The 22,216-nt window shown below is 55.9% G+C and carries 20 protein-coding genes; 14 read left to right on the plus strand and 6 right to left on the minus strand.

All coding sequences use genetic code 11. The features are described 5' to 3' along the window. Nucleotides 1–5: 5 nt before the first annotated feature. From dapF to WFL93_RS16685, 7 genes are all read left to right on the plus strand, one after another. On the plus strand, nt 6–830 hold the full coding sequence (gene dapF, locus WFL93_RS16655) for a diaminopimelate epimerase (RefSeq protein WP_009127839.1): 825 nt from the start codon (nt 6–8) through the stop codon (nt 828–830). After that, nucleotides 827–1,531 carry a DUF484 domain-containing protein gene (locus WFL93_RS16660; RefSeq protein WP_336778604.1) on the plus strand — a complete coding sequence of 235 codons (705 nt, stop codon included), beginning with the start codon at nt 827–829 and terminating at the stop codon, nt 1,529–1,531. The genes dapF and WFL93_RS16660 overlap by 4 nt, the downstream gene beginning before the upstream one ends. Beyond that, nucleotides 1,528–2,436, plus strand: coding sequence for a tyrosine recombinase XerC (gene xerC, locus WFL93_RS16665; protein ID WP_009127843.1), 909 nt, complete (start codon nt 1,528–1,530; stop codon nt 2,434–2,436). The genes WFL93_RS16660 and xerC overlap by 4 nt, the downstream gene beginning before the upstream one ends. Continuing rightward, nucleotides 2,436–3,152 (plus strand): 5-amino-6-(5-phospho-D-ribitylamino)uracil phosphatase YigB, encoded by a 717-nt coding sequence (yigB, locus tag WFL93_RS16670; protein ID WP_009127845.1) that lies wholly within the window; start codon nt 2,436–2,438, stop codon nt 3,150–3,152. Before xerC ends, yigB begins: the two co-directional genes overlap by 1 nt. A 172-nt stretch (nt 3,153–3,324) precedes the next feature. Continuing rightward, nucleotides 3,325–5,487 carry a DNA helicase II gene (uvrD, locus tag WFL93_RS16675; RefSeq protein ID WP_049852314.1) on the plus strand — a complete coding sequence of 721 codons (2,163 nt, stop codon included), beginning with the start codon at nt 3,325–3,327 and terminating at the stop codon, nt 5,485–5,487. A 311-nt stretch (nt 5,488–5,798) separates the two neighbouring features. Next, complete coding sequence (corA, locus tag WFL93_RS16680) at nt 5,799–6,752, plus strand: magnesium/cobalt transporter CorA (protein WP_009127850.1); 954 nt, start codon at nt 5,799–5,801, stop codon at nt 6,750–6,752. A gap of 169 nt (nt 6,753–6,921) precedes the next feature. Further along, nucleotides 6,922–7,974, plus strand: coding sequence for an AbrB family transcriptional regulator (locus WFL93_RS16685; RefSeq protein ID WP_180822823.1), 1,053 nt, complete (start codon nt 6,922–6,924; stop codon nt 7,972–7,974). Here WFL93_RS16685 and rarD read toward each other — a convergent pair. After that, nucleotides 7,945–8,844, minus strand: coding sequence for an EamA family transporter RarD (gene rarD, locus WFL93_RS16690; protein WP_049852315.1), 900 nt, complete (start codon nt 8,842–8,844; stop codon nt 7,945–7,947). The two genes, WFL93_RS16685 and rarD, sit on opposite strands and share 30 nt — an antisense overlap. Nucleotides 8,845–8,866: 22 nt before the next feature. Further along, nucleotides 8,867–9,337 (minus strand): thioesterase family protein, encoded by a 471-nt coding sequence (locus tag WFL93_RS16695; RefSeq protein WP_008105780.1) that lies wholly within the window; start codon nt 9,335–9,337, stop codon nt 8,867–8,869. Between the two features lie 165 nt (nt 9,338–9,502). On the opposite strand from WFL93_RS16695, the gene pldA reads away from it, so the two are divergent. Genes pldA through rhtC form a run of 3 tightly spaced genes read left to right on the plus strand, consistent with a single transcriptional unit; the run spans nt 9,503 to nt 12,868 of the window. Further along, nucleotides 9,503–10,381 carry a phospholipase A gene (gene pldA, locus WFL93_RS16700; RefSeq protein ID WP_009127855.1) on the plus strand — a complete coding sequence of 293 codons (879 nt, stop codon included), beginning with the start codon at nt 9,503–9,505 and terminating at the stop codon, nt 10,379–10,381. Nucleotides 10,382–10,405: 24 nt separating this feature from the next. Next, nucleotides 10,406–12,232 carry an ATP-dependent DNA helicase RecQ gene (gene recQ / locus WFL93_RS16705; protein ID WP_336778605.1) on the plus strand — a complete coding sequence of 609 codons (1,827 nt, stop codon included), beginning with the start codon at nt 10,406–10,408 and terminating at the stop codon, nt 12,230–12,232. 12 nt (nt 12,233–12,244) lie between these two features. Continuing rightward, entirely contained in the window at nt 12,245–12,868 is a 624-nt protein-coding gene (gene rhtC, locus WFL93_RS16710) for a threonine export protein RhtC (protein ID WP_336778606.1), read from the plus strand. A gap of 73 nt (nt 12,869–12,941) precedes the next feature. On the opposite strand, the gene rhtB is transcribed toward rhtC, so the two are convergent. Further along, a complete protein-coding gene (rhtB, locus tag WFL93_RS16715) occupies nt 12,942–13,565 on the minus strand; it encodes a homoserine/homoserine lactone efflux protein (protein WP_009127860.1) in 624 nt (207 codons plus the stop codon). Between the two features lie 104 nt (nt 13,566–13,669). On the opposite strand from rhtB, the gene pldB reads away from it, so the two are divergent. Both pldB and yigL read left to right on the plus strand, forming a co-directional pair. Continuing rightward, complete coding sequence (gene pldB, locus WFL93_RS16720; RefSeq protein ID WP_009127862.1) at nt 13,670–14,662, plus strand: lysophospholipase L2; 993 nt, start codon at nt 13,670–13,672, stop codon at nt 14,660–14,662. Nucleotides 14,663–14,699: 37 nt separating this feature from the next. Then, on the plus strand, nt 14,700–15,500 hold the full coding sequence (yigL, locus tag WFL93_RS16725; protein ID WP_009127864.1) for a sugar/pyridoxal phosphate phosphatase YigL: 801 nt from the start codon (nt 14,700–14,702) through the stop codon (nt 15,498–15,500). Between the two features lie 33 nt (nt 15,501–15,533). Here the strand turns inward: yigL and glpT are convergent, their stop codons facing one another. Continuing rightward, a complete protein-coding gene (gene glpT, locus WFL93_RS16730; protein WP_049852319.1) occupies nt 15,534–16,874 on the minus strand; it encodes a glycerol-3-phosphate transporter in 1,341 nt (446 codons plus the stop codon). 338 nt (nt 16,875–17,212) lie between these two features. Here glpT and WFL93_RS16735 point away from each other — a divergent pair, with 338 nt between their 5' ends. Further along, nucleotides 17,213–18,076: a carboxylate/amino acid/amine transporter gene (locus tag WFL93_RS16735; protein WP_009127869.1), complete on the plus strand. Its 864-nt coding sequence runs from the start codon at nt 17,213–17,215 to the stop codon at nt 18,074–18,076. Between the two features lie 126 nt (nt 18,077–18,202). Here WFL93_RS16735 and WFL93_RS16740 read toward each other — a convergent pair whose 3' ends face one another. Both WFL93_RS16740 and metR read right to left on the minus strand, forming a co-directional pair. After that, nucleotides 18,203–18,682, minus strand: coding sequence for a DUF1456 family protein (locus tag WFL93_RS16740; protein WP_009127872.1), 480 nt, complete (start codon nt 18,680–18,682; stop codon nt 18,203–18,205). Between the two features lie 93 nt (nt 18,683–18,775). Continuing rightward, on the minus strand, nt 18,776–19,708 hold the full coding sequence (gene metR / locus WFL93_RS16745; protein ID WP_336778607.1) for an HTH-type transcriptional regulator MetR: 933 nt from the start codon (nt 19,706–19,708) through the stop codon (nt 18,776–18,778). A gap of 214 nt (nt 19,709–19,922) precedes the next feature. Between metR and metE the strand changes: the two genes are divergently transcribed. Beyond that, entirely contained in the window at nt 19,923–22,193 is a 2,271-nt protein-coding gene (gene metE / locus WFL93_RS16750; protein ID WP_336778608.1) for a 5-methyltetrahydropteroyltriglutamate--homocysteine S-methyltransferase, read from the plus strand. The last annotated feature ends 23 nt before the right edge of the window (nt 22,194–22,216 follow it).

A 22,216-nucleotide genomic window follows, 5' to 3' on the forward strand; every position in this document is an offset into this window, starting at 1 on the left:
AGAAAATGCAGTTCTCAAAAATGCACGGTCTCGGCAACGACTTTATGGTTGTGGATGCTGTGACACAAAACGTCTTTTTTTCGCCGGAACTGATTCGCCGCCTGGCGGACAGAAATCTGGGGATCGGTTTTGATCAGCTGCTGATCGTCGAACCGCCTTACGATCCGGATCTCGATTTTCACTACCGCATTTTCAACGCCGATGGCAGCGAAGTCGCGCAGTGCGGCAATGGTGCGCGCTGTTTCGCACGTTTCGTGCGCCTGAAAGGATTGACCAACAAAAACGACATTCGCGTCAGTACCCAAACTGGCCGCATGGTGCTCAGCGTCACCAATGATGAGCTGGTGCGCGTCAATATGGGCCAGCCCAACTTCGAACCGCAAAGCGTACCGCTGCGGGCCAATAAAGCCGAGAACCTTTATTTGCAGCGCGTTGCCGAGCAAACCGTAATGTTTGGCGCAGTCTCGATGGGCAATCCCCATTGCGTAATTCAGGTGGAAAGCGTGAAAACCGCGCCGGTTGAAACGCTGGGTCCAGAACTGGAAAGCCACGAGCGCTTCCCGGAGCGCGTAAATGTCGGTTTTATGGAAGTGGTTAATCGTGAGCATATCCGCCTGCGCGTGTACGAACGTGGCGCGGGTGAAACGCAGGCTTGCGGTAGCGGCGCGTGTGCGGCGGTTGCCTGCGGCGTTCAGCAGGGCATTTTGGCGGAGAATGTGCGCGTCGATCTTCCCGGCGGAACGCTGCATATCGCCTGGAAAGGGGAAGGGCAGCCGCTGTTTATGACCGGTCCAGCCACACACGTCTACGATGGGTTTATTCATCTATGAAAAATGTCGAAGAGCAAACCGCAAGTGAGGTTTTGCTGGACGATCAATCGGTAAGCGCATTTCTGCGTCAAAATCCCGATTTCTTTATTCGTAACGCGCGCCAGGTCGAACAGATGATGGTGCCGCATCCGGTACGCGGCAGCGTTTCGCTGGTGGAGTGGCATATGGCGCGTCAGCGCAACCACATCCAGCAGCTGGAAGAGGAGATCACGCTGTTGATGGAGCAGGCCACCGCCAACCATCAGCTGTTTGATCGCCTGCTGTCGTTGCAAGGCCATCTCGCCGCCGCTGACAGCCTGCAAGAGATGCTGACGCGTCTGCATCGCTGGGCGCGCGAACTCGGTTTGGCAGGTGCGCATGTGCGCCTGTTCAATGATAAATGGCACATCGGCGCACCCTCTGATTTCACCCAACTCGGCTTGTCTCGTCAGGCATTCGAACCGCTGCGTATTCAGCGCTTTGGCGATGAGCATCACTATCTTGGCAGTCTGAATGGCCCGGAATTGTTGCTGTTGTTACCGCAGGCTAAAGCGATTGGCTCGGTGGCGATGTCGTTGATGGGCGAGCGCGGCGAGCTGGGCATATTGATGTTCACCAGCCGCGATAATCAGCATTATCAGGCGGGGATGGGCACGTTGCTGCTGCAGCATCTGGCGCAAATGTTGCCGGATTTGCTGTTACGCTGGGTAGAGCGCGCATGAGTAGCGTCAGTCCGCTGCTGCCTGCTGTGGATGACTTTCTGCGATATCTGAAGGTCGAACGCCAGCTCAGCCCGCTGACGCAAAAGAATTACCAACGGCAATTGCAGGCGATTATGGCAATGGCCGATGAAATGAAACTGGCGAGTTGGGCGCAGCTGGAGCCGGCGCAAGTGCGCACACTGGCAGCGCGCAGCCGTCGCGGCGGTTTGGGCGCCAGCAGCCTGGCATTACGCATGTCGGCGCTGCGCAGTTTTCTTGACTGGCAAGTCCATCAGGGCATGCTGAGCGCCAATCCCGCCAAAGGGATTTCCACGCCGCGCAATGCGCGCCACCTGCCGAAAAACATGGATGTCGACGAAGTTAACCAACTGCTGGAGATCGACCTTAACGATCCGCTGGCGGTGCGCGACCGTGCGATGCTGGAAACCATGTACGGTGGCGGATTGCGTCTCTCCGAGCTGGTCAATATGGATTGCCGCCATATAGATTTGGAAGCGGGCGAAGTGCGGGTACTGGGTAAAGGCAGCAAAGAGCGCCGCGTACCGATTGGCGGCACGGCGGTGACGTGGATTCAGCACTGGTTACCGCTGCGCGATAGCTTCGCGCCGCAGGACGATGCGGTGTTTGTCTCCAGCCGCGGCAGCCGGATTTCAACGCGCAATGTGCAGAAGCGCTTTGCCGAATGGGGCATTAAGCAGGGCGTTGCCAGCCATATTCATCCGCATAAACTGCGCCACTCGTTTGCCACGCATTTGCTGGAATCGAGCGGCGATCTGCGCGCGGTGCAGGAACTGCTCGGCCACGCTAACCTGGCGACCACGCAAATCTACACCCATCTGGATTTCCAGCATCTGGCGACGGTTTATGATGCGGCCCATCCGCGTGCCAAACGAGGAAAGTCTTAATGAAGTTTTATCGTCCGCTCGGCCCGATCAAAGCGATCACCTTTGATCTCGACGACACGCTGTATGACAACCATCCCGTCATCCGCAAAACCACTGCCGAATCGCATGCTGCACTGCAGGCTTATCACCCGGCGCTACGTGAATTCACGCCGGCGGATTATCAGGCGTTGCGTAATGAGTTGCTGGCGCGCGAGCCGGAAATTTATCACGACGTGTCCGAATGGCGCCGCCGCTCGGTCGAGCTGGCGCTGCTCAATGTCGGCTTATCCGCAGCAGAGGCTAGCGCCGGTGCCAGCGACGTGATGAGTGTATTCCATCAGTGGCGCAGCGAAGTCACGATGCCAGATGAGACGCACCAAACGCTGACGTGGCTGGGCGAGCGCGTACCGCTGGTGGCGATCACTAACGGCAATGCCTGCCCGGAAAAGCTCGGCATCGATCACTACTTCCAGTTCGCGCTGCGAGCCGGTCCGCACGGCCGCGCCAAGCCGTGGCAGGATATGTATCACCTTGCCGCTGAGCGTTTAAACATCGCGCCCGAGCACATTCTGCACGTTGGCGACGATCTCACCACCGATGTTGCCGGTTCGCTGCGTGCGGGCATGCAAGCCTGCTGGATCAATCTGCGTGAAGGCAATCTGATGAAAATTGGCGATGCGCGTCTGCTGCCGCACGTGGAAATTGATCGGTTGGCATCTTTAACCTCGCTGCTATAATAGCTGTAAATTTATCCAGTCGTATCCATCATCATTCAAGTTGGCGCTGCGTTGGCTGCACGTGCTCACCCCGGTCACTTACTTATGTAAGCTCCCGGGGATTCACACACTTGCCGCCTTGCGGCAAGCTGAATGATTTTGGATACGTATCTTAATTCTTAAAACGGTGCTTATGGACGTTTCTGAACTGCTTGACGGCTTGAATGACAAACAGCGCGAGGCGGTCGCCGCACCGCGTAGCAATCTGCTGGTGCTGGCCGGAGCAGGCAGTGGCAAAACCCGCGTGCTGGTGCATCGTATCGCCTGGCTGTTGTCGGTAGAGAACTGCTCGCCCTATTCGATTATGGCGGTGACCTTTACCAACAAAGCAGCGGCGGAGATGCGCCACCGTATCGATCAGCTGATCGGCACCAGCCAGGGCGGCATGTGGATTGGTACCTTCCACGGCCTGGCGCACCGTTTACTGCGCGCGCATCACCTTGATGCCGGTCTGCCGCAGGATTTCCAGATTCTCGATAGCGATGATCAGCTACGTCTGCTCAAACGCCTGATCAAAGCGATGAACCTTGATGAGAAACAGTGGCCTGCGCGTCAGGGCATGTGGTACATCAACGGCAAAAAAGATGAAGGCCTGCGTCCCAAACATATCGAAAGCTACGGCAATCCGGTGGAGCAAACCTGGCTGCGCATCTATCAGGCGTATCAGGAAGCCTGCGATCGTGCCGGATTAGTCGATTTCGCCGAGCTGCTGCTGCGCGCCCATGAACTGTGGCTCAATAAGCCGCATATCCTGAACCATTACCGCGAGCGTTTCAGCAACGTGCTGGTGGATGAATTCCAGGATACCAACAACATTCAGTACGCGTGGATTCGTATGCTGGCAGGCGATACGGGCCGCGTGATCATTGTCGGCGATGACGATCAGTCGATTTACGGCTGGCGCGGTGCGCAGGTGGAGAACATCCAGCGCTTCCTGCAGGACTTCCCAGGCGCAGAAACCATCCGTCTTGAGCAGAACTATCGCTCGACCAACAACATTCTGAAAGCCGCTAACACGCTGATCGCCAACAACAATGGCCGCCTCGGCAAAGAGCTGTGGACCGACGGTAGCGACGGCGAAAAGATTTCGCTCTACTGCGCGTTCAATGAGCTGGACGAAGCGCGCTTTGTGGTGAATCGCATCAAAAGCTGGCATGAGAACGGCAACGCGCTGCAGGATTGCGCCATTCTCTACCGCAGCAACGCCCAATCACGCGTGCTGGAAGAGGCGCTGCTGCAAGGCAGCATGCCGTATCGTATTTATGGCGGCATGCGCTTCTTCGAGCGTCAGGAGATCAAAGATGCGCTGGCCTATCTGCGTTTGATGGCCAATCGCAATGATGATGCGGCGTTCGAGCGAGTCGTGAATACGCCGGTGCGCGGCGTGGGCGATCGCACGCTAGACGTGGTACGCCAGACCGCGCGCGAACAGCAACTGACAATGTGGCAGGCAACGCGCGAGCTATTACAGAATAAAGCCTTGGCCGGACGCGCCGCATCGGCACTGCAACGCTTCTGCGAACTGGTGGATTCACTGGCCACAGAAACCGCCGAAATGCCGCTGCATGTGCAAACCGATCGCGTGATTAAAGACTCCGGTTTATGGATCATGTATGAGCAGGAGAAGGGCGAGAAAGGCCAGGCGCGTATCGAAAACCTTGAGGAACTGGTAACGGCAACGCGCCAGTTCAGCTATCAGGATGAAGACGAAGATCTCATGCCGCTGCAGGCCTTCCTGTCACATGCGGCGTTGGAAGCGGGCGAAGGCCAGGCCGACAAGTGGCAGGATGCGGTACAATTGATGACCATGCACTCGGCAAAAGGGCTGGAGTTCAGTCAGGTATTTATCGTTGGCATGGAAGAGGGCATGTTCCCAAGCCAGATGTCGCTGGATGAAGGCGGGCGTCTGGAAGAGGAGCGCCGTCTGGCCTACGTTGGCGTGACGCGCGCGATGGTCAAACTGACGCTGACCTACGCCGAAACTCGCCGCCTTTATGGTAAGGAAGTGTATCACCGCCCCTCACGCTTCATCGGCGAGCTGCCGGAAGAGTGTGTGGAAGAGGTCCGTTTGCGCGCCAGCGTCAGTCGTCCGGTGAGTCATCAGCGCATGGGCACGCCGATCGCGCAAAATGACAGTGGCTTCACGCTCGGTCAGCGTGTGCGACATGCCAAGTTCGGCGAAGGCACCATTATCAACCTGGAAGGCAGCGGTGAACACAGCCGTCTGCAGGTAGCGTTTCAGGGCCAGGGAATCAAGTGGCTGGTAGCGGCTTACGCCCGTCTGGAAACGGTGTAGCGCGGTTGCGCTACCTTGACGACTTTTTCGTCTCAGCGTAACATGCGCGCACTATTATCATGAGAGGACAATGCCTTGGACGCGCCCAGTCGATGCTGGCTCAATCACCTGTTTAACAGGAACTCCTAAGGTTACCTCTTTTAGCTGGTAGCCTTAGCGGTTATCAGCGACCTCCCTTTTTACTCTCGTCGCATGAGTTAGCACTGATTTACCCTTGAAGCGAAAGTTTCCGTGTTCAGGCTTCGCCGTGCCCGCTATAAAAAAGTGGTTCACCGCCTTGTCCCATTCCAAAAAAATGGGGAGTTATTGCTATGCTGAGCGCATTTAAACTCGATCGTAATCGTCTGACGCGCATCGAGCTGGAAGAAGATAACGACAAACTCAACACCTCGGTGTGGGTCGATCTGATCGAACCCGACGACAGCGAACGCGATCGCGTGCAGTGTGAACTCGGCCAGAGCCTGGCGACGCGTCCGGAACTGGAAGACATCGAAGCCTCGGCGCGCTTCTTCGAAGACGAAGACGGCCTGCACATTCACTCCTTCTTCTTCTTTGAAGATGCCGAAGACCATGCCGGCAACTCCACCGTGGCATTTACCATTCGCGAAGATCGCCTGTACACGCTGCGTGAACGTGAACTGCCGGCGTTCCGCCTCTATCGCATGCGTGCGCGCAACCAGACGCTGACCGATGGTAACGCCTATGAACTGCTGCTCGATCTGTTCGAAACCAAAATCGAACAGCTGGCGGATGAGATCGAGAACATCTATAGCGCGCTGGAGAAACTCAGCCGCGTGATCATGGAAGGCCAGCAGGGCGAAGAGTACGACCAGGCGCTGTCGCGTTTGGCGGAGCTGGAAGATATCGGCTGGAAGGTGCGTTTGTGTCTGATGGATACGCAGCGTGCGCTCAACTTCCTGGTGCGCAAGGCACGTCTGCCGAGCAATCAGCTGGAGCAGGCGCGTGAAATCCTGCGCGATATCGAATCACTGCTACCGCATAACGAATCGCTGTTCCAGAAGGTTAACTTCCTGATGCAGGCGGCGATGGGCTTCATCAACATCGAGCAGAACCGCATCATCAAGATCTTCTCGGTGGTTTCGGTGGTGTTCCTGCCGCCAACGCTGGTGGCATCAAGCTACGGTATGAACTTCGAGTTTATGCCTGAACTGAAATGGAGCTTTGGTTATCCGGGCGCGATCAGCCTGATGATCCTCGCCGGACTGGCGCCGTACCTCTATTTCAAGCGCAAAAACTGGTTGTAACCTGCTGCACGCCTTGGTCGTCATGAATGACGACCCTACAAAATCGCTCCTGAAAACGTAGGGTCGCCATTTATGGCGACCGGAAAGCGCTTAGCAGTAGCCCATAAACTAGCGCTGTTCCCCATTTCTGCGTAACCTGTTGGTTCTGTTTTCTTTCTGATTCCACCTTATGGCGCGCTTCTCCCTGCGACTTCAGTGGACCATTCTGCTGATTGCATCGTTAGTACTGGGGATCATTCTCCAGCTGTTCCACCTTCCTGCGGCCTTGCTGCTTGGTCCGATGATCGTCGGTACCGTTATGGGCTTGTGCGGCGCTACCGTTCGCATCGATAAACGTTTCTTTGTGCTGGCACAGGCAGTGCTTGGCTGCATGATCGGCCAAAGCTTATCGCCAGGGATTCTCACGCCGCTAATCCAGGATTGGCCGGTGGTGCTGGCGGTGCTGGTGTTGACGTTAGCGGCCAGCGGCCTGTCGGGTTTTCTGCTGGTGCGCTTCAGTAATTTGCCGGGACCCACCGGCGCATGGGGATCGTCGCCCGGCGGCGCCTCGGCGATGGTGGCGATGGCCGGTGATTTCGGTGCGGATGTGCGGCTGGTCGCGTTTATGCAGTATTTGCGTGTGCTGTTTGTCGCGACGGCTGCGGCGGTGGTGGCGCGCATTGGCCTCGACTCCAGCGGTGGCGCGGCGGATCTGGTGTGGTTTCCCACACTGCAAAGCAGCTTCCTGTTAACGCTGGTGGTGATGTTTGCCGGTGCCTGGCTCGGGCAACGGTTACGCATTCCTTCGGGTGCATTGCTTCTACCGGCGCTGATTGGGGCGGTGCTGCACGGCACCGATGTGGCGACCTTGCAGGTGCCGGAATGGCTGCTGGCGCTGGCCTATGCGCTGATTGGCTGGAGCGTAGGATTGCGTTTTACCCGCCCGATCTTCCTGCTGGCGCTGCGCACCTTGCCACAAATGCTGGTGTCGATATTTGGCTTGATGCTGTTGTGCGGGGGATTAGCCTGGATGCTGACGCGCGTGCTGCATGTTGATCTGATGACCGCATATCTGGCAACCAGCCCGGGTGGGCTGGATACCGTCGCGATAATCGCTGCCGGCAGCCGGGTCGATATCGCTTTTGTCATGGCGCTACAGACACTGCGTCTGTTCACCATCTTGCTAACCGGCCCGGCGCTGGCGCGTTTTATTTCACGCTATGCGCACCCGCGAGCGAGCTGAAAACGCCACCGCATCAATAATAAACACGGCGAGTGCCAACCAGATAAAGCCGAAGGTTACCATCTTGTCGGGTGTCAGGCTCTCGCCGTAGAAGATCACCGCCAGCAGGAACATCAGCGTCGGGCCAAGGTACTGGAAGAAACCCACGGTCGATAAGCGCAGGCGCGCGCAGGCTGCCGCAAACAGCATCAGCGGAATGGTGGTAATGATTCCCGCGGCGATCAGCTTGAGATTGAGGCTCATGGCGTTAGCACTGAGATGGCTGGTGGCGCTGTCGGCGAAGCCAAACAGATAAATTGCCGCCAGCGGAAACAGCCACAGCGTCTCGATCAGCATGCCGCTCTGCGCATCCACCTGAATCTTTTTGCGTACCAAGCCGTACAAGGCAAAGCTGAATGCCAGGCCAAGACCGATAATCGGCAGCGAACCGAATTGCCACAGCTGCACCAACACGCCGGTTGTCGCCAGCAACACCGCCAGCCACTGCAAGCGACGGAAGCGCTCGCGCAGAAACAGCATGCCAAACACCACGTTAATCAGCGGGTTGATAAAGTACCCAAGACTCGCCTCCAGCATATGCTGATTGTTTACCGCCCAGATAAACAGCAGCCAGTTGCCGCCAATGGTTACAGCGGTCAGCGCCAGTAGCAGCACTTTTTTCGGCTGAGCCAGCACGCTGCGCACCTGCGTCCAGCTGCGGCTTAGGGTGATCAGCAGCAGCATAAACAGCGCTGACCAAATCACGCGATGCGTCATGATTTCGGTGGCAGGAACTTCTTTAACCAGCTTGAAGTAAGCCGGTGCGATGCCCCAAATGAAGTAAGCGCCAAGCGCGTAGCCGATACCCTGGCGAGTTTGTTGCGTATCCATCATCACATCCAAAAGGTGGCAATCAGCCAATCATATAAGTCGCGGTAGCGGTAGCGATGTAATCGCCTTGCTGGTTATGTAACTCCACGCGCGCTACGGCGACTTTATTGCCGCCGCGCAGCAGGCTGCTGGTGGCGATAAAGCGCTCACCGCGGCCGGGACGCAGATAATCCACCCGCATATCAATGGTGCCCATGCGTGAAAGGCGCTGGCGCAGCTCTTCTTCGGTAATACTTTCCTGGCGCGTCAGCGCATAGCTGACGCACACCAGCCCGGCGGCTACATCCAGCACCGAGGCAATCACGCCGCCGTGCAAAATTTGCTGCGCCGCATTGCCCACCAGCATGGTTTTATTGGCAAAGCCCAGTTCGGCATAATCCGCTTCCAGTCGATCCAGCTCTAATCCGAGCGCCTGATTGAAGGGCATGTGATAAACAAAAATTTCGCCAATCAGACGGCGCGCTTCCTGCTGTGTCAGCAACGGGGATGACATAATTCCTGCCTTAAAATGTTAACGAGTTGTGTATATTATGCCGCGTTCGAGCCGCTTTCCAGTTTCGGAAATCGGCGCTGATCAACCGCTGAATTTGCGTGTAGAATGGCCTGCTTTTTGAACCGTCCTTTGACGATTACGACACGCAGTTCTCTGGAGAATTCTATGCGTAAGCATTACGCCTTGCTGGCAGCGGCACTGATCCTTCCTGCCCTGGCGCAGGCCGACGAAGCCACGATAAAAGAGGTTCATGATGCACCGGCAGTGAGGGGCAGCATTATCGCTAACCTGCTGGAGAAACACGATAACCCGTTCGTGCTTTATCCTTACGAAAATAACTACCTGCTTTATACCTACACCACAGATATGAACAAAGAGGCGATCTCTTCGTACAACTGGGCAGACAAAGCGAAAAATGATGAAGTAAAATTCCAGCTCAGCCTGGCATTTCCGCTGTGGCGCGGCATTTTAGGCGATAACTCAGTGCTGGCCGCATCCTATACTCAGCGGTCGTGGTGGCAGCTCTCAAACCGTGGCGCTTCATCGCCGTTCCGTGAAACCGATTATGAGCCGCAGATTTTCCTCGGCTGGGCCACCGATTACACCTTCGCCGGCTGGACGTTACGCGATGTGGAAACCGGCCTTGTCCATCAGTCGAACGGTCGCAGCGAACCGACCTCACGCAGCTGGAACCGTGTTTATGCCCGCTTAATGGCAGAAAACGGCAACCTTCTCGCGGAGATCAAACCCTGGTATCGTCTGCCAGAAAGTGAAAGCAATGACGATAACCCGGACATCACCAAATACATGGGTTACTACCGCGCTAAGCTTGGCTACATGATGGGCGACAGCATTTTCAGCGTGGAAGGTAACTACAACTGGAACAGCGGCTTCGGCGGTGCAACCTTCGCCTGGAGCTACCCAATCTCTGAACACGTGCGCTTTTACACGCAGGTCTTCAGCGGTTATGGTGAATCTTTGATCGACTATAACCATCGCCAGACGCGTTTCGGCGTGGGCGTAACGCTCAACGATCTGTTCTAACCCGTAAAAAAATACAGGATTACCGTGGCAACATCGGCAGTGCTCAATCAGGAAATGCTGGCGCAGCAGGTATTACAAGATACCTTCGGCTATCAGCAGTTCCGTCCCGGTCAGCAAAACATCATTGAAACTGCGCTTGCAGGGCGTGATTGTCTGGTAGTGATGCCAACCGGCGGCGGCAAATCGCTGTGCTATCAAATCCCGGCGCTGGTGCGTGAAGGGCTGACGCTGGTGGTTTCACCGCTGATTTCACTGATGAAAGATCAGGTTGATCAGCTGCTGGCCAACGGCGTCGCTGCGGCGTGCCTTAACTCGACGCAGACGCGTGAGCAGCAACAGCAGGTGTTTGCGGATTGCCGCAGCGGCAAGTTGAAGTTGCTGTATGTCGCGCCTGAACGCCTGATGATGGACAACTTCCTCGACAGCTTGCACCAGTGGAATCCGGTGATGCTGGCGGTGGATGAAGCGCACTGTATTTCGCAATGGGGCCACGATTTCCGTCCGGAATATGGCTCGATCGGCCAGCTGCGTCAGCACTTCCCGCATCTGCCGGTAATGGCGTTAACCGCCACCGCCGATGAAACCACGCGTAACGATATCGCCCATCTGCTGCAGATGGACGATCCGCTGATTCAAATCAGCAGCTTTGACCGTCCGAATATTCGCTACACGCTGGTGGAGAAATTCAAACCCACCGAACAGTTACTGCGTTATGTGCAGGATCAGCGCGGCAAAAGCGGCATTATTTACTGTAACAGCCGTGCCAAAGTGGAAGACACTGCCGCGCGGCTGCAAAGTCGCGGCTTGAGTGTTGGCGCCTATCACGCCGGCATCGATAGCGCGCAGCGCGCCAGCGTGCAGGAAGCGTTTCAGCGTGATGACTTGCAAATTGTGGTCGCCACCGTGGCGTTCGGTATGGGCATCAACAAACCCAACGTGCGTTTTGTGGTGCACTTCGATATCCCGCGCAACATCGAATCCTATTATCAGGAAACCGGCCGCGCCGGACGAGATGGCCTGCCTGCCGAAGCGATGATGCTCTACGATCCGGCGGATATGGCGTGGCTGCGTAAATGTCTGGAAGAGAAAGTGCCCGGCCCGCTGCAGGATATTGAACGCCACAAGCTCAACGCGATGGGTGCATTTGCGGAAGCGCAAACCTGCCGTCGTCTGGTGCTGCTGAACTATTTCGGCGAAGGTCGCCAGCAGCAGTGCGACAACTGCGATATCTGCCTCGATCCGCCACGTCGCTACGACGGCTTGCTGGAAGCGCAAAAGGCGCTGTCGAGCATCTATCGTACCGGTCAGCGCTTTGGGATGGGCTATATTGTTGAAGTTTTGCGCGGTGCCAGTAATCAGCGTATCCGCGACAACGGCCACGATAAATTGCCCGTGTACGGTTTAGGCCGCGAACACAGCCATGAACACTGGATCAGCGTGCTGCGTCAGTTAATCCATCTCGGCATGGTGACGCAAAACATCGCCATGCACTCGGCATTGCAGTTGACCGAAGCGGCGCGTCCGGTACTGCGTGCCGAGGTACCGCTGATGCTGGCAGTGCCGCGCATCGTTACGGTGAAAACACGTGGCAGCAGCTCGCCGAAAGTGCACAGCGGCAATTACGATCGTCAACTGTTTGCCAAGCTGCGTAAGCTGCGCAAAGCCATTGCCGACGAAGAGAACATTCCGCCTTACGTGGTATTTAACGATGCCACGCTGATTGAAATGGCAGAACAAATGCCGATTAGCGCGTCAGAAATGCTCAGCGTGAACGGCGTCGGTCATCGCAAACTGGAACGTTTTGGTAAGCCGTTCCTGGTGATGATCAAAGAACATGTTGATGAAGGTTAAAGGAAAAAATTCATGCTGATGTTATTCGCTACCGTGGCGCTGGTGCATCTGGTTGCGCTGATGAGTCCTGGCCCGGACTTCTTCTTTGTGTCGCAAACGGCCGCGAGCCGATCGCGTAAAGAGGCGATGATGGGTGTACTGGGCATTACGTTAGGCATTGTGATTTGGGCTGGCGTCGCGCTGATGGGCCTGCATCTGATCCTCGAAAAAATGGCCTGGCTGCATGAGATTATTATGGTTGGTGGCGGATTATATCTGCTGTGGATGGGCTGGCAGCTGTTGCGCTCGGCGCGTCAGCGTCATAAGCAGCCACAAACGGAAGCGCCAGTGGTTGAGCTGCCGAAACGCGGCATGAGCTTCCTGAAAGGTTTTCTGACGAACTTGTCTAACCCTAAAGCGATCATCTACTTCGGTAGCGTGTTCTCGCTGTTCGTCGGCAACGACGTGGGCGCGATGGAGCGCTGGGGCTTATTCCTGCTGATTATTGGTGAGACGTTCGCGTGGTTTACGCTGGTGGCGGCGATTTTCGCCATGCCGTGGATGCGCGATAAGTATCAGCGGATGGCGAAGTGGGTGGATGGCATGGCGGGTGTGTTGTTTGCAGGTTTTGGCATTCACCTCATCATTTCGCGCTAAGCCTGGTTTACTTGCCATTTCGGCACCGAACTGGCTGCGCCACCGACGGCTTTGAGATCGGTGGCGATTTCCTCTAAGCCATTTTGCGGGCGCTGGCTAACAGCGCGCCTACCGCCATAAATAATCCACCAAAGGTACGGTTCAGCAGCTTCATCTGCTTCGGTCCTTTAATCCAACCGGCGATGCGTGTAGCCAGCGTGGCGTAACCAATCATCACGATGATATCGACCACGATGGTGGTGACGCCAAGTACCAAATACTGCATGAGCTGCGGCTGGTGCGGCTGAATAAACTGCGGGAACAGCGCGGCGAGAAACACGATGCTTTTCGGGTTGGTGAGATTCACCAGCACCGCACGCTTAAACAGGCGACGACGCGGCATCGCTTTGGCTACGGCATCAAGATCGATACCGCCCGCGGAACGCCATTGCTGAATCCCTAGCCACACCAGATAGGCTGCACCGGCCCACTTCAGCACTTCAAAGGCCAGCAGCGATTGGGAAAACAGCGCGCCCAAACCGGCGCCGACCAGCACGATATGAATGGCCAGGCCCAGCTGCAAACCGGTAATCGATGCCACCGCGCCGCGATAGCCGTGGCTGATGCCGGTGCTCATGGTGTTAATCGCGCCGGAACCGGGCGAAAGGCTAAGGATGGTTGTGGTCAGCAGGTAGGTTAACCACCATTCAATGGTCATGTGTGACATTCCCTGAAGTTAGCGAAGTGTGACACAATACGACAGAAAATCGCGGCACGCTACGCAGCACATGCGTGCCAATCATGTTTTTTTCAGGGGGACGGATGCAGCATCATAAACAGAGTTGGCTCGGGCGTGAGCGAGGCTTTTCGGCCTTTGCCACCGGTCCGCTGCTCGACTTCTGGCGTCGCCGTGAAGAGTGTGAATTCACCGGCGTCGGCAACCTGAAGATCCGCTACGTCCGTTTCACCTCACCGCAACATCGCCGTGTCATTCTGGTCGTGCCTGGCCGCATTGAAAGCTATATCAAGTATCCCGAACTGGCTTATGACCTTTTCCATTGCGGCTACGATGTGGTGATTCTCGATCATCGTGGTCAGGGACGATCCGAACGTCTGCTCGAAGATTCGCATCGCGGTCATGTGGTGGAATTTAGCGACTATGTTGACGATCTGGAAACACTGTATCTGAAAGAGATCATCAGCTCACATTATCAGCAGCGCTACGTGTTGGCCCACTCGATGGGCGGGGCGATTTTGGCACTGTTTCTGGCGCGTCAGCCGCAGGCGTTTCACGCCGCGGTATTTTCCGCACCGATGTTTGGTATTGTGCTGCCGCTGCCAGACTGGATGGCGCACCGCATTCTCGACTGGACAGAAAAACTGCCTGCGCTGCGTGAAGGTTACGCGCTGGGCACCGGCCGCTGGCGCGCTAATCCTTTCGGCATCAACCGCCTGACGCATAGTCGCGAACGCTACCGCCGCAACCTGCGTTTCTACGCCGATGACCCGGCCATTCGCGTGGGTGGACCGACCTATCATTGGGTGCGTGAAGGCGTACAGGCCGGGCGCAACATTTTTAGTCAGATAGCGAACATCACTACACCAACCTTGCTGCTGCAGGCCAGCGAAGATGATGTGGTAGATAACCGCTCACAGGATCTCTTTTGTACGGCGATGGCCGAAGCGGGGCATCCCTGCGCGGGCAACGCGCCGTATGTGATAACAGGAGCGCGTCATGAGATCTTGTTCGAAAAAGACGCGATGCGCGCCGAAGCGCTGAACGCAGTGGTGGATTTCTTCGAGCATCACGCTTAATCAATTTTATTTTCCGATATCAACACCCGAGGTTTACATGTATCACATCGTCGCATCCGACCTGGATGGCACGCTGCTCTCTCCGGAACACCGTTTAACCCCGTTCGCGCGTACTACGCTGCAGGAGCTGGTGGCGCGTGACATTCACTTTGTTTTTGCCACCGGCCGTCACTATATCGACGTCGGGCAGATGCGCGATAAGCTCGCCATTCCGGCTTACATGATCACGTCCAACGGCGCGCGCGTACACAACGCTGCTGGCGAACTGGTGTTCAGCCACAACCTTGATGCCGATATCGCCAGCGATCTGTATGGCCTGCAATATCATGATGAACACATCCTGACGCACGTCTATCGCGACGACGAATGGTTCATGAGCCGTCATCGTCCGGATGAACAGGACTATTTCCGCGAATCTGACTTCAACTATCAGGTTTACCAGCCAGGGATGCTGCCGACCGATGGCATCAGTAAAGTGTTCTTCACCTGTGAAGATCCGCAGCGTTTGATTCCGCTGGAACAGGCGATTGAAGCGCGCTGGGGCGATCGTGTGAATGTCAGCTTCTCACTGCCGACCTGTCTGGAAGTGATGGCGGGCGGCGTTTCGAAAGGTCATGCGCTGGAAGCTGTGTCTAAGCAGCTGGGTCACTCGCTGAAAGAGTGCATCGCCTTCGGCGACGGCATGAATGATGTGGAGATGCTGAGCATGTCAGGCAAAGGCTGCATCATGCGTAATGGCCAGCAGCGTCTGAAAGACACCTTGCCAACGCTGGAAGTGATTGGTAGCAATGCGGAAGATGCGGTGCCGCATACGCTGCGCAAGCTGTTCCTCGCGTAAAAAAATGGGCCGGCGCTCACCGGCCCATACTCGTTATGCCATCTGTTTTTTGTGCTTATGCTCGCTCACCATGGTGAGCAGCAGCAGAATCACCGCCAGCACCGATCCGCCAATCATCACGATGAAGCCGCCATCCCAGCCGAAGTAATCGACGGTGTAGCCGACAATCGCACTCGCCGCCACCGATCCGCCAAGATAGCCAAACAGTCCGGTAAAGCCCGCCGCGGTTCCCGCCGCTTTTTTCGGTGCTAGCTCCAGCGCGTGCAAGCCAATCAACATCACCGGCCCGTAAATCAGGAAGCCGATCACAATCATGCACAGCATATCGATGCCGGGATTGCCCGGCGGGTTGAGCCAATAGACCACGGTGGCGATGGTCACCAGCGTCATAAAGAACACGCCGGTAGCGCCACGGTTGCCTCGGAACACTTTATCGGACATCCAGCCGCACAGCAGCGTGCCGGGGATGCCGGCATATTCGTAGAAGAAGTAGGCCCACGAGGACTTATCCAGCGTGAAGTGCTTCACCTCTTTCAGGTAGGTGGGCGACCAGTCGAGAATGCCGTAGCGCAGCAGGTAAACAAACACGTTGGCCAGCGCGATGTACCACAGCAGCTTATTAGGCAGAATGTACTGCATGAAAATCTGCTTCGCCGTCAGCTCCTGCTCGTGGTTCTCGTTGTAATCCGGCGGATAATCGTTCTTCCAGGCTTCAATCGGCGGTAATCCGCAGGATTGCGGCGTATCACGCATCAGGGCGAAAGCAAAGATCGCGATGATGATGGCGCCAAACGCCGGCATATACAGCGCTGCTTTCCAGTCGTTGAACCACGCCATACCGAGCAGGAACAGCAACGGTGGAATGCCGCCGCCGACGTTGTGCGCGCAGTTCCACACCGAGACAATGCCGCCGCGCTCCTTCTGCGACCACCAGTGCACCATGGTGCGTCCGCAGGGCGGCCAACCCATGCCCTGGAACCAGCCGCACAGGAACAGCAGCACGAACATCACCATGATGCTCGATGTCGCCCACGGCACGAAGCCCATAAACAACATCACCGCCGCAGCGAGGATCAATCCGGCGGGCAAAAATACGCGTGGATTCGAGCGGTCCGACACTGAACCCATAATGAATTTCGAAAAGCCATACGCGATGGAAATACCCGACAACGCAAAACCGAGATCGCCGCGCGAAAAACCCTGCTCAACCAGATACGGCATGGCTAACGCAAAGTTCTTGCGCACCAAATAGTAAGCCGCATAACCGAAGAAAATTCCCAGGAAAATTTGCCAGCGCAGACGACGATAGAGCGGATCGACACGATCATCTGCCACCTGGGGCCGATGCGGTGCAGGTTTGAAGATACTCAACATGAGTGTGGCCCTCCAGGGCGCGATATAGTTATGAGTTCCCAGCAGGTTGGGGCAATTACGGCAACGTTATAAACGGAAAGGTGATATTTCCATTTCGCGCAAAGAATAGTGATGGTCACGCACGGTTACTGTGATATGTGACACATTTGTTACAGTTTGATGACGGTAAAGAGCGATAAAAACCAGGAAATGTTGTATTTCGCGCATTTTAGTGTGGTTAAAAAGCGAAGCGATGAGCATTAATTGGCGCAATTTTGCGCTGTTGTAAACCAGATAGTTCAGCTCAATAGCGACAGTTTGTTTACACTAGCGCCACTGTTCATTTTGGGATCGTTACCGTGCTGTTACTGATCGTTACCACCATTCTGTGGGCTTTTTCCTTCAGTTTAATCGGGGAATATTTGGCTGGGCAGGTGGACTCCTGGTTCTCCGTGCTGATGCGCTTAGCGCTCGCCGCTATCGTCTTCCTGCCATTCCTGCGCTGGCGTGGCTATCGTGCCTCGACCATCCTGCTGTATATGCTGGTGGGCATGCTGCAACTCGGCATCATGTATCTGCTGAGCTTTGAGGCTTACCTGTATCTGAGCGTCACGGAGTTTCTGCTGTTCACCGTCATGACGCCGCTTTATGTCACGCTGATTTACGATTTGCTCAGCCGACGTCCGCTGCGTATCGGCTATGCCTTCAGCGCTATGTTGGCAGTGATTGGCGCGGCGATTATTCGTTACGACAAAGTCAGCGATCATTTCTGGTTTGGCTTACTGTTGGTGCAGGCAGCAAATATCTGTTTTGCCATTGGTATGGTGGGCTACAAACGTCTACAGGAAACCCGCCCAATGCCGCAGCACACCGCGTTTTCATGGTTCTATCTCGGTGCGGTGATCATCGCGGTCATTGCCTGGAGCCTGTGGGGCAATCCCAACAAACTGCCTACTACGTCGCTGCAGTGGGGCATTCTGGTGTGGTTGGGGGTTGCGGCTTCAGGTTTGGGCTACTTCATGTGGAACTACGGCGCAACGCAGGTGGATGCGGGCACCTTGGGCATTATGAACAATATGCATGTGCCGGCGGGTTTACTGGTGAACCTGGCGATTTGGCAGGAAACACCGCATTGGCCGAGTTTTATCGCCGGTGCTGCCGTAATCTTCGCCTCGCTTTATGTGCATAAACGCTGGGTGTTGGGCAAGAAAAGCGGCGCCTAAGTTAAAAGGGAAGGAAGTGGCCGCTACGAAAAGCGAAGCGTCCGAGCGTTTCTGTCCGGTGCGCATGAATGCGCACCCTACAAATCTCAGCACTATGTCGTAGGGTCGCCATTTTTGGCGACCCATTTACGCCTTCTTAACCGGTCCCGGACGATGGATCATCGTCAAACCTTTCAGGAAATTACGCAGAATCTGGTCGCCGCATTCGCGGAAGTTCTTGTGTTCCGGGTTACGGAAAATTGCGCCCACCTCAGCCTGCGAAATCTTAAAGTTCGCTTTCAGCAACACATCCGGAATATCGGTGGTCTTCAGTGCAAAGGCGATACGCAGCTTCTTCATGAAAATATTATTATTCATGCGGCGCTCAATCGACGGTGCGGGTGCATCTTCACTCTTACCGCGACGATAAAAAATCAGACCGTTGAGGAAGTACCCCATCAACACATCCGGCAGCTTGCGAAACGCGGCATCGTCATCCTTCTTCATCCACGCCTGCACATCTTCCAGCGGCACTTCACTTCCCGCTAAGGCAAAAATCTCCACCACTTTGCTATCGCTCAAATCAAGCATATAGCGCACGCTGCGCAGAACATCGTTACTCATCATGGTGAAACTCTCTTGGTCGCGGGTTGAGGCGGCGCATTATAGAGCAGGCGGGGCAGGGATAACAGCGCGGGCGACTTTCGCCGCCCAGTAGCATCAGGAAGAGGTGATCTGCAATGCGCCAGGACGTGCGGCATCGCGCACGAACGGCAGATGTTCACAGGCGTGTTGGCGGGCAAAACGTATGAAAGCTTCCAACACCGGCTGACGCTGCTCACCTTCGCGGACCGCGGCATACAGGCGGCTCCACAGCCCATCGCCCAGCGTCTTGGTGACCACCAAACCCTGCTGCTCAAAATTCTCTACCACCCAATGCGGTAGCGCGGCGATGCCCATACCTGCCGACACCATCTGAATCAGCAACAGCGTATTATCTACGCTCTTCAAGGCTGGACTCACGCCCGCCGGCTGCAGGAAATGTCGCCACACATCCAAACGCTGGCGCTGCACCGGATAAATCATCAGCACCTCTTCAGCCATATCTTCCGGGGAAATATGATCAAGCTGCGCCAAAGGATGATCCGGCGCCATCACTAAACGCACTTCAAAATCGAACATCGGTGAATAGAACAACCCGCTGCGCGGCAAAATGTCGGAGGTCAACACCACATCCAGCTCGCCCTGCTGCAACGCCGGTTGGGGGTCAAAAGTCACGCCAGATTTGAAATCCATCACCACCTGCGGCCAGCTCTGACGAAAATTATTCAGCGCAGGCGTCAGCCACTGAATGCAGCTGTGACACTCGATGGCGATACGCAATGTGGTCTGATGCGGCTCATGGCACGCCTGCAAGGCTTGCTGAATCTGCGGCAAAACCTGCTCGGCCAGCTGCAACAAAATCTCTCCCTGCGGCGTAAAACGCAGCGGCTGGCTTTTACGCACAAACAGACGGAATCCCAGCCGCTGTTCCAGATCGCTGAACTGGTGGGACAACGCCGATTGCGTCTGATGAAGCTGTGAGGCGGCGGCGGCTAACGAGCCGGTATTCCGTAACGCCTGCAGCGTCCGCAGGTGTTTGAGTTCGATCATGAGAATCCTTCACATCGAGATTGAACAAATTGCGCTTGAGGAACATACAGTACCCGCAGATTATGGCGGTGTAAACATCTGGACGGCTAAACATCTCAAGCAAGCGTCGCGGCCACTTTACCTTTGTCCAGCCATACAGCTCAGCGAATGACCTCTTCTTTCGCTGGATGAACGTAAATCGGTTGTACCTAAAAGAATATCTGGAGAACAGCAAATGACCATTCTCAACCATACACTCGGTTTCCCGCGCGTCGGTCTACGTCGTGAACTGAAAAAAGCACAGGAAAGCTATTGGGCAGGTAAAAGCTCACAGGAAGAGCTGCTGGCCGTGGGTCGCGAACTGCGTGCTCGTCACTGGCAACAGCAGCAAGACGCGGGGGTGGATCTGCTGCCGGTTGGCGATTTCGCCTGGTACGATCATGTTCTGACCACCAGCCTGATGCTGGGTAACGTGCCAGCACGCCATCAAAACCATGATGGATCCGTCGATCTCGATACGCTCTTCCGCCTTGGCCGTGGCCGTGCACCTAGCGGTGAACCCGCTGCGGCGGCGGAAATGACCAAATGGTTTAACACCAATTATCACTACATGGTGCCGGAATTCACCCTCGGCCAGCGGTTCAAACTGACCTGGACCCAGCTGCTGGATGAGGTTGATGAAGCGTTGGCGCTCGGCCACAAGGTTAAACCGGTGCTGCTCGGCCCGGTAACCTATCTGTGGCTAGGTAAAGTGAAGGGCGAGCAGTTTGATCGTCTGTCACTGCTGAAAGATATTCTGCCCGTTTACCAACAGGTATTGGCTGAACTGAATAAACGCGATATCGCATGGGTACAAATCGATGAGCCAGCACTGGCGCTGGAGCTGCCAGCAACGTGGCGCGATGCCTTCAAACCGGCTTACGAGGCGCTGCAAGGTGAAAGCAAACTGCTGCTGACGACCTACTTCGACAGCATCGGCCAGAACCTTGACGTGATTAAAGCGCTGCCGGTGCAAGGTCTGCACGTCGACCTGGTTCACGGTAAAGATGATATCCAGCAGCTGAACCAGCAAATCCCGGCAGATTGGCTGCTTTCGGTGGGTGTTATCAACGGTCGCAACGTCTGGCGTGCGGATCTCAGCAGCTGGTTTGAACGTCTGCAGCCGTTGGTTGGCCAGCGTAAACAGCTATGGATCGGTTCGTCCTGCTCACTGCTGCATAGCCCAATCGATCTGAGCGTGGAAACGCGGCTGGATGAAGAGGTGAAAAGCTGGTTCGCTTTTGCCCTGCAGAAATGCACTGAGCTGTCGCTGTTGAGCAAGGCGCTAAATAACCATGATGCTGCTTCACTGGTGGAGTGGAGCGCGCCGATTCGTGCGCGTGCCAACTCAACACGCGTTCACAATCCCGTGGTCGGCGAGCGTCTGGCGAGAATCCAGGCCAAAGACATCGAGCGCGCCAGCAACTATACCGAGCGTGCGAAAGCGCAGCGTAACCGCTTTAATCTGCCGGCGTGGCCAACCACTACGATTGGTTCATTCCCGCAGACGACGGAAATTCGCGGCCTGCGCCTCGACTTCAAAAAAGGCAACATTGATGGCGGCAACTACCGCACCGGCATTGCAGAACACATCAAACAGGCGATCGTTGAGCAGGAACGGTTGGGGCTGGACGTGCTGGTGCACGGTGAAGCTGAACGCAACGACATGGTGGAATACTTTGGCGAAAATCTCGCCGGCTTCGTATTCACCCAGAATGGCTGGGTGCAGAGCTACGGTTCTCGCTGCGTAAAACCGCCGGTTATCATCGGCGACGTCAGCCGTCCTGCCGCGATCACCGTTGAGTGGGCCAAATACGCGCAATCACTGACCGACAAACCGGTTAAAGGCATGTTGACCGGTCCGGTAACCATTCTCTGCTGGTCGTTCCCACGTGAAGATGTGAGCCGTGAAACCATTGCGAAACAGATTGCGCTGGCGCTGCGTGACGAAGTGGCAGACCTGGAAAAAGCCGGCATTGGTATCATTCAGATTGATGAACCCGCGCTGCGCGAAGGTCTGCCGCTGCATCAGTCCGATTGGGCGGCGTATCTGACATGGGCCGTTGATGCTTTTCGTCTGAATGCCGCGGTGGCGCAAGACGACACGCAAATTCACACTCATATGTGTTACTGCGAGTTCAATGACATCATGGACTCCATCGCCGCACTGGATGCCGACGTCATCACCATCGAAACCTCACGTTCCGATATGGATCTGCTGGATACGTTTAAAGAGTTCGACTATCCCAATGAGATTGGTCCGGGCGTTTACGATATCCACTCACCGAACGTACCGAGCGTGGAGTGGATGGAAGCGTTACTGCGCAAAGCGGCGCAAAGCATTCCGGAAGAACGTCTGTGGGTTAACCCGGATTGTGGCCTGAAAACGCGTGGCTGGACGGAAACCCGTCAGGCACTGGCAAACATGGTCAAAGCGGCGCAGAACCTGCGGGGTGAAACGGCTTAGTAGCTGCAAATGTGATTGGGGCG

Origin of the sequence: Pantoea sp. USHLN256 (genome assembly GCF_037149875.1) — a bacterium.
GTDB classification, from domain to species: domain Bacteria; phylum Pseudomonadota; class Gammaproteobacteria; order Enterobacterales; family Enterobacteriaceae; genus Pantoea; species Pantoea nemavictus.